The 13,839-nt window shown below is 47.9% G+C and carries 13 protein-coding genes; 6 read left to right on the top strand and 7 right to left on the bottom strand.

Going from position 1 to position 13,839, the window contains the following annotated elements; all coding sequences use genetic code 11:
* Window positions 1–165: 165 nt before the first annotated feature.
* The 5 genes from OGV67_RS18390 to OGV67_RS18370 form a co-directional block, all read right to left on the bottom strand.
* Window positions 166–1,605, bottom strand: coding sequence for a 6-phospho-beta-glucosidase (locus tag OGV67_RS18390; RefSeq protein WP_071258013.1), 1,440 nt, complete (start codon window positions 1,603–1,605; stop codon window positions 166–168).
* A 25-nt stretch (window positions 1,606–1,630) separates the two neighbouring features.
* Window positions 1,631–3,226, bottom strand: a complete 1,596-nt coding sequence (locus tag OGV67_RS18385) for a carbohydrate porin (protein ID WP_115614577.1) — start codon at window positions 3,224–3,226, stop codon at window positions 1,631–1,633.
* Between the two features lie 59 nt (window positions 3,227–3,285).
* Window positions 3,286–3,597 carry a PTS lactose/cellobiose transporter subunit IIA gene (locus tag OGV67_RS18380; protein ID WP_115181307.1) on the bottom strand — a complete coding sequence of 104 codons (312 nt, stop codon included), beginning with the start codon at window positions 3,595–3,597 and terminating at the stop codon, window positions 3,286–3,288.
* Between the two features lie 38 nt (window positions 3,598–3,635).
* Complete coding sequence (locus tag OGV67_RS18375; protein ID WP_115614576.1) at window positions 3,636–4,955, bottom strand: PTS sugar transporter subunit IIC; 1,320 nt, start codon at window positions 4,953–4,955, stop codon at window positions 3,636–3,638.
* 144 nt (window positions 4,956–5,099) lie between these two features.
* The gene (locus OGV67_RS18370) at window positions 5,100–5,411 is read right to left on the bottom strand and encodes a PTS sugar transporter subunit IIB (protein WP_115181305.1); all 312 of its coding nucleotides are present in this window, start codon (window positions 5,409–5,411) and stop codon (window positions 5,100–5,102) included.
* A 200-nt stretch (window positions 5,412–5,611) separates the two neighbouring features.
* Here OGV67_RS18370 and OGV67_RS18365 point away from each other — a divergent pair, with 200 nt between their 5' ends.
* Window positions 5,612–6,310 carry a GntR family transcriptional regulator gene (locus tag OGV67_RS18365; RefSeq protein WP_071258021.1) on the top strand — a complete coding sequence of 233 codons (699 nt, stop codon included), beginning with the start codon at window positions 5,612–5,614 and terminating at the stop codon, window positions 6,308–6,310.
* A 103-nt stretch (window positions 6,311–6,413) separates the two neighbouring features.
* Here OGV67_RS18365 and ucpA read toward each other — a convergent pair whose 3' ends face one another.
* Both ucpA and murR read right to left on the bottom strand, forming a co-directional pair.
* On the bottom strand, window positions 6,414–7,205 hold the full coding sequence (gene ucpA / locus OGV67_RS18360) for an SDR family oxidoreductase UcpA (RefSeq protein ID WP_012131356.1): 792 nt from the start codon (window positions 7,203–7,205) through the stop codon (window positions 6,414–6,416).
* A gap of 177 nt (window positions 7,206–7,382) precedes the next feature.
* Window positions 7,383–8,246, bottom strand: coding sequence for an HTH-type transcriptional regulator MurR (gene murR, locus OGV67_RS18355; RefSeq protein WP_012131355.1), 864 nt, complete (start codon window positions 8,244–8,246; stop codon window positions 7,383–7,385).
* A 201-nt stretch (window positions 8,247–8,447) separates the two neighbouring features.
* Between murR and OGV67_RS18350 the strand changes: the two genes are divergently transcribed.
* The 5 genes from OGV67_RS18350 to pbp4b are packed head-to-tail and all read left to right on the top strand — an operon-like array spanning window position 8,448 to window position 13,803.
* Complete coding sequence (locus OGV67_RS18350; protein ID WP_286465874.1) at window positions 8,448–9,533, top strand: porin; 1,086 nt, start codon at window positions 8,448–8,450, stop codon at window positions 9,531–9,533.
* A 24-nt stretch (window positions 9,534–9,557) separates the two neighbouring features.
* Entirely contained in the window at window positions 9,558–10,148 is a 591-nt protein-coding gene (locus OGV67_RS18345) for a DUF2057 family protein (protein WP_012131352.1), read from the top strand.
* 13 nt (window positions 10,149–10,161) lie between these two features.
* A complete protein-coding gene (murQ, locus tag OGV67_RS18340) occupies window positions 10,162–11,058 on the top strand; it encodes an N-acetylmuramic acid 6-phosphate etherase (protein ID WP_012131351.1) in 897 nt (298 codons plus the stop codon).
* 5 nt (window positions 11,059–11,063) lie between these two features.
* Entirely contained in the window at window positions 11,064–12,494 is a 1,431-nt protein-coding gene (murP, locus tag OGV67_RS18335) for a PTS N-acetylmuramic acid transporter subunit IIBC (protein WP_060815889.1), read from the top strand.
* 4 nt (window positions 12,495–12,498) lie between these two features.
* Window positions 12,499–13,803, top strand: a complete 1,305-nt coding sequence (pbp4b, locus tag OGV67_RS18330; protein ID WP_047462148.1) for a penicillin binding protein PBP4B — start codon at window positions 12,499–12,501, stop codon at window positions 13,801–13,803.
* Window positions 13,804–13,839 lie beyond the last annotated feature (36 nt).

Below are 13,839 nucleotides of genomic sequence, written 5' to 3'. Positions count from 1 at the left end.
AAGGAAAATCCTTTCCTGCATGGGAAAGCTGGAACACGCATGCCGGATGTCCCAAAGGCTCCAGACAACTCGCCCAACGTTACGGCAGAAAAACATGGACGAAAAACGAGCAGCAAGGGATTCCATTCGGAACCCCTTTTGCCGCATGAAGTGAACAATAATCAATCAAATAGTATTGCCATTATCCGCAATAAGATCCCGATACCAGTAGAAGGATTTCTTACGACTACGATTCAGAGAACCATTACCGTCATTATCCTTATCAACATAAATCATACCGTAGCGCTTCTTCATTTCGCCCGTACCGGCAGAAATCAGGTCAATGCAGCCCCACGGGGTATACCCGATTAAGTCAACACCATCTTCTACAACGGCTTTTTTCATCTCGCTCACATGCGCGGTAAGATAGTCAATGCGATATTGATCATCAACTGTTCCGTCCGCCTGCTGGACATCATTCGCGCCAAAACCGTTCTCTACGATAAACATCGGTAGCTGGTAATGGTCCCAGAACCAGTTGAGCGAGTAGCGCAAGCCCATCGCATCAACCTGCCAACCCCAGTCAGATGTTTGAATATACGGATTATTCACCAGATGCGCTGGCTCGACATAATCAAACTCAGGATTATCATCCGTGTATTGAGTTACGAAAGACATGTAGTAACTGAAACCGATATAGTCCACACGCCCATGCTGAAGAATCTCAATATCACTTTCAGTGATATCAAGTTCAAAACCTTTTTTCCTGAAATAATTAACCATATGTTGAGGATAATATCCACGCACATGCACGTCAGTAAACCAATAACGACGATGCATTGCACTCACAGACATCATCATATCGCCCGGTGAACAGGTAAGCGGATAGATTGGACACATCGCAATCATACAACCAATTTTAAAATCTGGATTAATGAGGTGTCCAGCATCAACGACTAATGCACTGGCAACTAATTCATAGTGAACTGCCTGATACATCGCTCTTTCACGCGCATACTCATCTTCATCCGAAGAATAAAGAATACCTGAATTAGTAAAAGGACAAAGACTTTCACGATAGTTGACCTGGTTATTTATTTCATTAAATGTCATCCAGTATTTAACTTTAGATTTATAACGCGTGAAAACTACCTTCGCAAACCGAAGAAAAAAGTCGATTAATTTACGGTTCCGCCAGCCGCCATACTCAGTCACAAGGTGATATGGCATTTCAAAATGCGATAAAGTGATAACGGGTTGAATATTATATTTTAAACACTCATCAAACATATTATCATAAAATTGCAAGCCCGCTTCATTAGGCTCCAGCTCGTCACCTTCAGGAAAAATTCTGGACCAGGCAATAGAGGTGCGGAAACACGTAAATCCCATTTCTGAAAATAGCTTAATATCGTCCTTATAACGATGAAAGAAATCAATAGCTTCGTGATTAGGGTAGTTTCTGCCTTCAATGATCCCCGGCGTCACCTCTCGTGAAATACCGTATTCTCCAGCCGTCATTACATCCGCAATGCTGATGCCCTTACCACCTTCGTTCCAGCCACCTTCAAGTTGATGTGCTGCTACCGCGCCACCCCAAAGAAAATCTTTTTTAAAACCAGACATAAATACCTTCCTTAATTAAAATAAATTACCACCAGACTTCAGCCTGTATGCCAGCCATGAATTCATCTTTACTGTCATCATTAAAGTTAAAATTAGACAATTCATTATCTAAGATATTAATGTACGTCCCATAGAATCGAATTTCAGGTCTTGAACCAAGGATACTCGTGCCAACTTTGAAAGCATGATACAGGGTCGTTTTATATGCCGACTCATCCAGCGTTATACCTTGTTGAGTTTTATTTTTCTGTTTAAACCAGCCCAATTCAACCCCAGTCTGATTCCAGGTATTCCAAATCCATGCAGGACGGATCACTGTGCGAATACTATCAAAATCGCTATGAGCACCACTTTCATAGCTATAAACATCTTCGCCATGTGAGTAAACGAGGGCATTAGCAACAATAATATTATCGCTAAGGTACATCTCACCTTGCGAAATCAATCGCCAGGCGATGCCATTGGTATGATCGCCGTAGTAATAACGTCCATGAGCCATTGTGTTACTTGCGTCGGAAAAACTTGAGAAACTACTGGCGAAAGAATTATTAGCGACCTGTAATGTGAATTCATTAAAAGCATCACGTTCCATGTTCTGACGAAGAATAGAACTCAACATCCAGCTATCTTTCATCTCAAAATAGCTATCATCGCTTTCATTGTCTTCCTGCTGATCGGTTTTATTTGGACTGGAGTATTTGGCCATCAATGACAGCGTTCCACTCTCCCATAGTGGGATATTACGATAGCGAACATCTACAGAATTCGTGTTCATTTGGGTGGTATGTTCAAAGTCGCGTGAATAGACATCCACATCATCACGGCTTAATGAAATATCCAGCATACCAGGCCCTATCGCCCAGTTTTCAATGCCTACCCCAGCGGCCACATCGGTAGTTAATGTTTTCCAGTCCAGCATCTGGATTTCATATTGTGGTAATTTATGTTTACCAACCCAAAAATCCGCATCAGGCGCAAAAGGTAAAAAACCACGGGTAGTCAGGTAAATATCACTAAACTGCATGATATTTTCATTATCACTGTCACCAAACCAGGCATCATTATATTGTTCGCCAACATTGCCATCATAGGTAACGATAGCATTAGCGGTTTTACCATCCTGATTATAAACCCGTTGATTTAATGTCAGATCAAACCAGCCGCTCATTTCATTACCAAAACGCCCCAATGAGCCCGCGGCATACGTCTCAGGAGAGCCATGATTACCAGTCCCCCATCCCGATCGGAAATACCCCTGATAACTAAACCCTATGTCATCCTTCACGTACTTGCTAATATCTTTCAGCGTAACACTTTCAATTGTGGTTTTTTCTCCATTGCTATCAATTACAGCGACCGGTGATGATCCCGATGGGTTAGAAACAACCGTATTGCGATAATTATTTTCAACAACACTTTGCTGTAAAGATGCCAGCTTTGACTTGTACTTCCCTAGTTCATCTTTCGTTTTCTGGAGTTCATTTTTATTTGCAGTAAGTTCTGACTCCAGAAGTTCGAGTCGTTGCTCAACGGTTAATTTACCGGCCAGCACATCAACTGGACATAAAGCCAGACACACATATAACGATAATAGACTCACCTTCAATTTTCTTGAATTCATAAAACATCCTTGATAAATACAAATCATTTCCTCCAATGTTTTTATTGGAGGAAATAGTATTAAGAGAGTAACTCTTTCCTTAATGAAATAATCTCTTTCGCCAGGTCCTGACACAATATTGCATTCATTAAATGATCTTGTGCATGTACAAGAATCAAATTAACCCGTATTTTTCCGCATCCTTCATCCTGACCGATTAAGGCTGTTTGAATCTTGTGAGCTTTAAGACAGGCCTGTTCCGAACTTTTCATCAATTGCTCTACAGCACTCCAGTCCTTTTCACGGGCACGGCTGATTGCCTCCATTGCATCAGAGCGTGCCTGCCCGGAATGTATCAATAACTCCATTACGGTCTCTTCATTTGCAAACATGAATCACTCCTGTCATTCCAGAGAAAGTAGATTGTTATTTATTCAGAAAGGGCAACATTCACTTTGTTAGAAGCAATAACAAAAGGTAAATATATTAATGTCGCAACGCCAAGACATAAAAAACCAACAAGTAAGGCTAGCCAGTTACCTCCCGTCCCCAGAAATGCGATTAATGGCCCAGGTGTTGTCCAGGGAACAGCATAAGCAACAGGAGGAATAATCTTCAGGGATACAAAGAAATAGCCGATTACAGAGTTAACAATGGGGACAAGGATAAAAGGCACCATCATAATCGGATTCAGGACAATCGGCAGTCCAAACATGACCGGCTCGTTGATATTGAAAATACCGGGAATGAACGACATCTTTGCCAGATCCCGATATTCAGCTCGCCGTGAAGCAATAAAAATTGCCAATAGCAGCCCCAACGTCATACCTGACCCACCGCAGTTCGCGAAAGCATCATTAATCGACGTCCAGGTGATGGGATAAGGCGCCCCCCATGTTGAACCGTGTTGCGCAGCCCAGGAAAGATTTTCCAGATTCGCTTCAGAAAAAACGGTTTCGCGGATAGCCGATGTGGTATTAGGGCCATGTATGCCAAGAACCCACAGAAAGTTTCCGACGGCACCAAGGATAATCACCGCAAAGATATTCGTCCCCATGTGTTTAAGCGGAGCCTGAATCAATGTATAAATCAGGTCATTCAGCCCGGCAGGAGAAATCAGCGACAATAAATAGTTCAGCGCTGAAAAGAATATCATGACGAAAAAAATGGGTAACAGCACTTTAAACGATCGGGCTACCGCAGGTGGAACCGCCGCTGGCATGGTTATCGTTATTTTGGGGTTTCTTGCCATCCGACAAAAAATTTCACTGGTCAATAATGCAACAATAACTGCAACAAACAGTCCCTGCGCTCCCAGAAATTTTGTTGTTAAAAAGGCCTGACCATTAATCATCTGGTAAGGGGTATAAACAATAAAAAATGCGCCTATCGCGGTCAAACCGCATAAGAGATCATCTTGTTCATAACTAATAGCCATATTTCTTGCGACGAGAAACGCAATCATTATAGACATTATGTTTACAGAGCCATTCATTACCGGTGTAAAGATGGCCTGAGCTTTTTCCAGATTAGGAAACAAGCTGTTAAGGTGCAATAACCCGGCAATAAAGCCATCTGGCGATAATATGGCAAAATTTATTAAAATAATTAGTGAACTTGCCATAATAATAGGAAATGTATAAACAAAACCATCTCTTACAGCGGCAACATGTTTTTGTGAGTTTAATTTTATTGCTATTGGCACAAGAAAGCGTTCCATCCCGCTTTCAAATGAGCGCATTAATCCCATTATAGTCTCCTGTAATTATCCAATATTTCCCGTAAATATAAAGAATCGTTCCCGACCGTGCGCTGCAATAATTTAATTACGTCATCCGCACTAATAAAAAATTGACAGACATTATCAGGAACAAATATTCAGTATGGGTATGCTTTATTCTTCAAGAAGTTTCATGGCAAAATCAAGAACCGATTTACCATTCATCGCGCCATAATCTTTCATATCAATAACAGCCACCGGAATTTTTCCCTGAGCAACTGCCTCAATTTCTGATTTCTGGAAACGAACCTGTGGCCCAAGCAGAATGACATCTGCCTCATTATTTTTTATTTTACCTTTGGCCTCAGCAATCGCGAATGCATTTATATCAACTTCAATATTTACTGTTGTCGCATGTTCAATCATCCGCTTTACCAGCATACTGGTAGACATACCCGCAGCACAGACTAATAATATCTTTTTCATATAAATTACCCATTAATATATTAAATATGAATTATTGCGTTATTATAATATTTAATGCCAAATATACTTTTTGTTACATTGGTCACAGTAAGATATAAGTAAATAGGTTCAATTTAGGCCTGAGAAATGAACAACCATAAATAATCTTCAATAAAAAACACACAACCAATTGTTTTCATTCATATTCAAGAGGTGCAAAAGTGGTATTTCAGGATGTCGCCAGGATGCTTAAAGACAGTATTAACGGATATACATATAATGTAGGAGATCTATTACCGCCAGAAGTTGAACTTGCACAGCGCTACAGTATTTCCCGGAATACCTTACGGAAAGCACTACTTCTCTTAGAAGAAGACGGAATGATAGAGCGTAAACATGGCTCAGGGACATACGTAAAGCAGAAAAGCTTTATCGCACATGTAAATCATATGAATAGTTTTAGTGAGATTGCTCATAACAGCGGTAAAGAAGTTATTAGTCAGATCATGAAGTTTGAGCTTCAGACAGCATCCCCACTCATCTCCAGGGAGCTAAATATAAAACTTAATGACCCTGTATATTATATAAAGCGATTACGTATTATTGATGATAAACCAGCGCAATTAGAAGAAACCTGGCTATCGGTAAGTCGTTTCCCAAAACTCACAATCTCACATATGAAAAAATCTAAATTTTCATATATAGAAAAAGAGTGTGGCATCAAAATCATTGGCACCTTTGAGACGTTTTCTCCGGCATTTCCAACAGCAGAAATTGCCAGTATTCTGCATATAAGTACCAAAGATCCCGTACTGAAAATTCAAACGCAGGCGGTCTGCAAAAACCATCAACCGATTGATTACTCGATTCTGTACTCAAATACATTTGAATTTCAGGTAAAATATTTTTTACCGAGATAAGATGCGTATCGACGAAATAATCAGACAGGGCGTGCCTTCAGAGGAACAGATGCTCCGCCAGAGAATCCCTCCCCACATGCGGTGAGGAGGAAAGCGGCGTTAATCAGACGCCCACGCTCACGCTTTCAGGCAGCGTGCTGCCGCCATCAATCACGTTTTGCGTCCCGGTCAAATAGCTGGACTCATCCGACGCCAGGAAGGCCGCCAGTTCACCCACTTCGAGCGGACAGGCCAGACGGCGCATCGGGATCGCTTTCGCCATTTCGGTGAGTACCGATTCAGGATCGTCAGGATTAGACTGACGGGCAATATTTTCCGCCATCGGCGTACGGACATAACCCGGACAGATTGCGTTCACACGAACGCCGGACTGCGCATACTCCACGGCCAGGGACTTGGTGAGTCCGATAATCGCCGCTTTAGACAGGGCATAAGCCGTTTCGCCTGGATCGGCCACCATATCCCCGGTCACGGAGGACATCATGACGATACGCCCATCTTTGCGTTCAACCATTTCCGGCAGAACGGCTTTTGTGACGTTCCAGACGCCTTTGATATTAATATCGATATGGAAATCGCGATCTTCTTCGCTCATGTCGAGGAAGTTGCCCAACCGGCAAACACCCGCATTGTTGACCAGAATATCAATTTTACCTTCTATCTTTTTCGCGCGCGCCACTGCCGCCGCGACCGATGCAAAATCCCTGACATCCGCTTTGATGGCGGTACAACGATGACCGCGTCCGCCCAGCTCATCCGCCAGTTTTTCCGCCTCATCGGAGATATCCAGCAAAATTAAATTCGCGCCGTGGCGAGCAAACACTCTGGCGATCCCCTCGCCAATGCCCTGTGACGCGCCGGTAATCAATGCCGTTTTGCCCGTGAGTTTACCCATTTCAATGTTCTCCTTTTCAGTCTGTTGCAGCGCATAAGCGGTGCGTCTTATGCGCTACTCTCGTCTCCAGCGAAACTACGATGAAGCCTTACACTCCATTAACATTGAAAATACAGAAAAAACAAATAAGTGCTGCGGAACAGCTCACTAATTAGGGTAAATCTTACGTAAAAGTCCCTAGCTCCTGCCTAAAAGATTAATCAGCTCGCTGCTGCGCTCAATCATACGAAGCGACTCAACATCATTGAGCTGCACCATGCCAACAAACAGCAGATCGGTCACCGAGTTCTGCGCGGTTCGGGTGGACATGGACGAACTGCGCCATTCGGTCTCACCGGATACGGTATCCAGCGTGTAATCGGCCAGCCGCCGCAGCGGAGAGTCCGTCAAAGAGGTGATCGCAATCACCGTCGCCCCCTGCTTACGCGCCGCTTCAGCGCAAAGCACGATCTCCTTTTTCGACCCGCTGTAGGAAATGGCTATTTGCACGTCCCCTTCCTGCAAGGCCTGAGCAATGGTTGCCTGCACATGGGTATCGACCTCGCAGGCCACGCGATAACCAATTTTCATCAGCTTGAAGGATAAATCCCGTCCTACCAGCGCCGAACCGCCAACACCCGTAATCTGAATAAGCCGGGCCTTGCTGATCAGGTTAATCACCTGCTTCAGGCGATCGAAATCCATCAGACTACAGGTTTCCTCCAGCGCGAACATTTTTTCTCTGTTCAGCTTACGGGCAATCACCTCCAGGCTGTCTTCACTGGTAATCGTACTGTGCAGATGCAGCGCCGTGTCATGTTTCTTTTCCCGGTTGACGCTGTACTCCTCAATGAGCGCCATTCTGAGCTCGGTGAATCCCTTCGCGCCAAGCTTCTGGGCGAATTTCACAATACTGGACTGGCTGACTTCCAGCTGCTTCGCCAGATTGCGGGAAGAAACGGTTTTTAGCTCGCTGACATGGGCCAAAAGAAAGCTGGCAATTTTCTGTTCATTTTCCGTTAACTCTCCCTCTGCATTACGCATTTTCGCCAGATACAACATCGCTCTTCCGCTCCCGTCATCATGGAATCATTAATTCCAACGCACTGTTCGCAGGATAACACAACGCGGGTGAGAATTTGATAGCCCTCACAATATTTGTATTACGATTCAATGATTCTATTGTAAATATTTTTATGGAATATATGATTCCCTGCGTCTTTCATAGCAACAAAAAACTACACACAGAAAAGGATAATCATAATGAAACGTACTCTGAAGTCCCTGGCAATCTTTACTCTCCTCGCAACCAGCGCCAGCCATGCCGCCGTGATCTACCAGTCCAATGACGGATCGAATATCGATCTCTACGGACGTCTCGGATTCAATATCTCTGACAAGAAATCAGGCGACACCTCGGGCGATTTTGACGCGCGTATCGGTTTCTCCGCTCGTCAGGCGATTAATGACAAGCTGGCCGTTATTGGTTTTACGCAGTATCAGGTAAATGCCGCAGAGTACGCGAACAACATCAGCGCGGAAAACCCGAATGACTTCACCGCACGTTACGTCTGGGCAGGGATTGATTTTGCCGAATACGGCAAGCTGACCGGCGGGCGCGTGTCATCCGGCCTGATCATGTTCACGGATATCGGCGATGTGTTCGCCAGCTCCGATGTCGCAATGGCCCGCCAGGCAAACTTTGTTGACCCGACGGCGGTACAGGTTTTCCGTCAGGACGGCACCATTCAGTACCAGAACACATTCGGCAATTTTGATTTCTCTACCGCCTATATTCTGGGCAACAACACCTCCGATCTGGATTACGGTTATAATGCCGCCCTTCGCTATACGCTTGATATGGGCGATTTTGGCCGCCTCCAGCCGGTGATTGCCGGTCAGACAGAGAAAGCGAGCCATGACGATACATCCACGCTGTCGGATAATAATGTCGATAAGTACACCTTTTATGGCATCGGCACCCGCTACTACCTGGGCGATTTCATGTTCGGCCTGCTCTATGCCCAGGATAAAGTCACCTACCTCGACGGTTCTGCGGACAGCACCGATAAAGATTACGAAGCAACGCTGGTCTGGAACGTCAGCCCGGACTGGGCGTTACGTACCGGCTATCGCCATCTGAAAAATGAGGACGGCGACGGGCTGAAACTTCGCGATACCACCTTTGAAGCGCAGTACAAACTCACCGTTCGCAGTTCCATATTTGCGTCTTACTCCTGGCGTAATGGTGAAGAAGGGAAAAAACGGACGAACGGCAATGATGTCTCCTTCGGCGGCAGCAACCCGGCTGATGACTATTTCCACCTTGGCTTACGTTACGAATTCTGATTCCCCTTTTCCGGGAGAGTAAAAATGAAGAAATATTTTGTGTCCGCCGCAGCACTGTTGTTTTGCAGCCAGGCTTTTGCCGCTCCGCATCTCTTTATTGGCGATAACGTCAGCGTGCTGGCGGCCCGTTCGGCAAAAGTCAGTATTTTTAGTAAAGACGTGGCGCTGCCAGACGGCGCTCAAAAAATGGTAGTGAAGTTCGACAGTCCAGCAAATCCTGAATCGGTGAACAATAACCGGGGCCGCGTGACGTCTAACCCGTATATCATCTCGTTTAACGCTTCCGGCAATGTGGATCTGCAACTGTCTGCGGGAAAACCGCTGGACGAAAAAGAAGCCAGTCAGATGGCGCAAAAACCGGTATTCACCCTGACGGCGGCCGGGAAACCCGTACCGTTTGATATCAAAATTCTCGACCGTGACAGCATCACCGTGTTCACCGACCTGAGCGCCATCGTCAACGATGACAGCACGATGATACCTTCTCCGGCGCGCTCCGCTTCCCCGGCGGCGCCCGCCACTTCGCATGACCAGCTCTCCCAGCTACAGCAACTGTATCTGAAAGCTGACGACACCCAGAAAAAAGCATTCCTGAAATGGGCGCTAAACCTGTAAGGCTGTAAGTAATATGCAACTTGAAAATATGATTACCGAAGGTGTTAACCGCGCCTCTTTTGAGATTGACCGGGCTTCCACCCTCGATATGTGCCGCATCATTAATGATGAAGATAAAACGGTTCCACTCGCCGTGGAGCAGGTTCTGCCCGAGATCGCCGCGGCTATCGACATCATTTATGCGCAGGTCAGCGCTGGCGGGCGGCTGATTTATACCGGCGCCGGAACGTCCGGTCGCCTGGGTATCCTTGACGCCAGCGAATGCCCCCCGACCTATGGCGTGGAATCAGGCCTGGTTATCGGTTTGATCGCCGGTGGCGAGCGCGCGATACAGCATGCGATTGAAGGCGCGGAAGACAACCGCGAGCTTGGGGTCAACGACCTGAAGACCCTCGCACTCAATGAAAAAGATGTGGTTGTGGGCATTGCGGCCAGCGGTCGCACGCCGTATGTGATTGCCGGTCTGGAATATGCCCGTACGCTCGGCTGCCGGACGGTCGGGATCTCCTGCAATCCGGGGAGCGCCGTAGCAAAGGCGGCGGAGCTTGCCATCACGCCCGTTGTCGGCGCCGAAGTGGTGAGCGGTTCTTCCCGTATGAAGGCGGGCACCGCGCAGAAGCTGATTCTCAACATGCTGTCCACCGGCCTGATGATTAAATCCGGCAAGGTGTTTGGCAACCTGATGGTGGATGTTGTCGCCACGAACGAAAAACTCAACGTGCGTCAGGTAAATATTGTGAAAAATGCGACAGGCTGCACCGGGCAACAGGCTGAAGCCGCGCTGATGGCCTGTGGCCGTCACTGCAAAACCGCTATCGTCATGCTACTGAAAAACCTCAACGCAACAGAAGCCAGTCTGCGTCTTGAGCAACATGGCGGCTTCATTCGCCAGGTACTGGAAGAGGAATAAAGCGAATGGCAAAAGAAATCAGTAATGATCTCCTGAATACGATTATCTCCCGGGTCGGTGGCCCGGGTAATATTGCCACCTGCGGGAACTGCATGACCCGTTTACGCCTGGCGGTACATGACAGCGATCGGGTCGATCCGGCGATTAAAACGCTCGAAGGCGTGAAAGGCGTTGTCCTCTCGAATAACCAGGTGCAGGTCATTTTTGGCCCCGGTAAAGCGCAGCGGGCGGCAGATGCCATGAATGCGCTACTGAGCGATAACAGCGGCGCCGTCACGCAGGCGGCAGATATCGCCGCCAAAACCAAAAGCCAGCTAAAAGCGAAACAAACCTCAGGCATTCAGCAATTCCTGTCGAAGTTCGCCACTATTTTTACGCCGCTCATTCCCGGTTTTATTGCTGCGGGTCTGCTGCTGGGGATTGCCACGCTGCTGGGTACGGTATTGCACGTTCCGGCCGATGCGCAAGGTATGCTTCCCGACGCCCTGAACTTTATGAAAGTGTTCAGTAAAGGGCTGTTTACCTTTCTGGTCATTCTTATTGGCTATAACGCCGCGCAGGCTTTCGGCGGCACCGGCGTTAACGGGGCGATCATCGCCTCGCTGTTCCTGTTGGGATACAACCCTGCCGCCACCACGGGCTATTTCTCCGGTATTGAGGACTTCTTTGGCCTGCCGATCGACCCGCGCGGCAACATTATCGGCGTACTGATCGCCGCCTGGGCCAGCGCGCGTATTGAGGGCTTTATCCGACGCTTTATGCCCGACGATCTGGACATGCTGCTGACCTCCATGTTAACCCTGCTGGTCACCGCCGCACTGGCCTACCTGATCATCATGCCGCTGGGCGGCTGGCTGTTCGAAGGGATGTCATGGCTCTTTATCCACCTCAACAGCAACCCGCTGGGCTGCGCCGTTCTGGCGGGTCTGTTTCTTGTTTCGGTGGTGTTTGGCGTCCATCAGGGCTTCATTCCCGTCTATCTGGCATTAATGAGTAGCCAGGGATTCAACAGCCTGTTCCCTATTCTTTCTATGGCGGGCGCGGGTCAGGTCGGCGCCGCACTGGCGCTCTACTGGCGAGCAGAAAAACACAGCGTGTTACGCAGCCAGGTTCGCGGGGCGATTATTCCCGGCTTACTCGGTGTTGGCGAACCGCTGATTTACGGCGTTACGCTGCCACGAATGAAACCGTTTATCACCGCCTGCCTCGGCGGCGCTGCCGGGGGGCTGTTCATCGGCTTAGTGGCCTGGTCGGGTCTGCCTATGGGCTTAAACAGCGCCTTTGGCCCATCCGGTCTGGTGGCGCTGCCGTTAATGACGTCCGCGCAAGGTATTCTGCCCGCAATGGCGGTATATGCCGGAGGAATGCTGATTGCGTATCTTGGCGGATTTATTTTTACCGCTCTCTTTGGCTGCCGTAATGTGAATCTGGACTAATACCATGAAAATGACATTACTTTTTGCTTCCCTGCTGGCGCTCAGTTGCACCGCCAGCGCCGCGCCATTTCCGGTATTGACTGACGCCGCGCCGGAAAAAGCAGGATTTAATATTGAACGGCTTAACGCGCTGGATAACTGGATAGCGCAACAGGTTGATGCCGGTTATCCGAGCGTTAACCTGCTCATTATTAAAGACAGTCATATTGTTTATCGTAAGGCCTGGGGTCAGGCTAAAAAATATGACGGCAGCGTCCTGATGTCTCATCCCGTCAAGGCAACCACTGACACCCTGTACGACCTGGCATCAAATACAAAAATGTATGCCACGAACTTTGCCCTGCAAAAACTGATGTCAGAGGGCAAATTACAGCCGGACGATCTTATCTCGAAATACATTCCCGATTTTGGCGATCGCCCGGGGGATGCGATTAAAGGGAAAAGCACGTTACGCATTGCAGATCTGCTGCATCATTCCGGCGGTTTCCCTGCTGACCCGCAATACCCGAACCAGGCCGTCGCGGGCGAGTTGTATTCGCAGGATAAGGCCACCACGCTGGAGATGATCAAACGCACGCCGCTGGCGTACCGCCCCGGCACGAAACACATCTACAGCGATGTGGATTATATGCTGCTTGGGTTTATCGTGGAGTCCGTGACGGGCCAGCCGCTCGATCGTTATGTTGAAGAGAACCTCTATCGCCCGCTCGGTTTAACGCATACGGTCTTTAACCCGCTACAGAAAGGCTTCCGCCAACAGCAGATCGCCGCGACGGAACTGAACGGCAATACCCGGGATGGCGTGATTCATTTCCCCAATATCCGCACGACCACCCTATGGGGCCAGGTGCATGATGAAAAAGCATTCTACTCGATGGGCGGTGTTTCGGGACATGCAGGACTGTTTTCGAATACCGGCGATATTGCGGTACTGATGCAGACCATGCTGAATGGCGGAGGGTACGGTAACGTGACGCTGTTCAGCCCGGAAACCGTGAAAATGTTCACGCAATCCTCGCCGGAGGATGCCACGTTTGGTCTCGGCTGGCGTGTTAACGGCAATGCGTCCATGACGCCGACATTCGGCACGCTGGCCAGCGCGCAGGCATACGGCCATACCGGATGGACAGGGACGCTGACCGTTATCGACCCGGCTAATCAGATGGCGATTGTGATGCTGAGCAACAAACCGCACTCGCCCGTCGCCGACCCGCAAAAGAACCCGAATATGTTTAACAGCGGGTTGATGCCGATAGCCACATACGGTTGGGTGGTGGATCAGATATACGCGGCGTTAAAACATGAGTAACCGATAAGGTAGGGCTGCCGGGGGCGTTTCGCTTGC

This window comes from Citrobacter sp. CK188, from assembly GCF_030333525.1.
GTDB lineage: Bacteria > Pseudomonadota > Gammaproteobacteria > Enterobacterales > Enterobacteriaceae > Citrobacter_B > Citrobacter_B koseri.
The sequence above is the reverse complement of the archived record's forward strand: the minus strand, read 5'-3'. Positions and strand labels throughout refer to the sequence as shown.

Coding starts and splice junctions, on each gene's coding strand:
- OGV67_RS18380 (WP_115181307.1), bottom strand. CDS start 3,597: ATGTTTGCAAATGAAGAGACCGTAATGGAGTTATTGATACATTCCGGG.
- OGV67_RS18350 (WP_286465874.1), top strand. CDS start 8,448: ATGAAACGTACTCTGAAGTCCCTGGCAATCTTTACTCTCCTCGCAACC.
- pbp4b (WP_047462148.1), top strand. CDS start 12,499: ATGAAAATGACATTACTTTTTGCTTCCCTGCTGGCGCTCAGTTGCACC.
- murQ (WP_012131351.1), top strand. CDS start 10,162: ATGCAACTTGAAAATATGATTACCGAAGGTGTTAACCGCGCCTCTTTT.
- murR (WP_012131355.1), bottom strand. CDS start 8,246: ATGTTGTATCTGGCGAAAATGCGTAATGCAGAGGGAGAGTTAACGGAA.
- OGV67_RS18385 (WP_115614577.1), bottom strand. CDS start 3,226: ATGAATTCAAGAAAATTGAAGGTGAGTCTATTATCGTTATATGTGTGT.
- murP (WP_060815889.1), top strand. CDS start 11,064: ATGGCAAAAGAAATCAGTAATGATCTCCTGAATACGATTATCTCCCGG.
- OGV67_RS18345 (WP_012131352.1), top strand. CDS start 9,558: ATGAAGAAATATTTTGTGTCCGCCGCAGCACTGTTGTTTTGCAGCCAG.
- OGV67_RS18375 (WP_115614576.1), bottom strand. CDS start 4,955: ATGGGATTAATGCGCTCATTTGAAAGCGGGATGGAACGCTTTCTTGTG.
- ucpA (WP_012131356.1), bottom strand. CDS start 7,205: ATGGGTAAACTCACGGGCAAAACGGCATTGATTACCGGCGCGTCACAG.
- OGV67_RS18370 (WP_115181305.1), bottom strand. CDS start 5,411: ATGAAAAAGATATTATTAGTCTGTGCTGCGGGTATGTCTACCAGTATG.
- OGV67_RS18390 (WP_071258013.1), bottom strand. CDS start 1,605: ATGTCTGGTTTTAAAAAAGATTTTCTTTGGGGTGGCGCGGTAGCAGCA.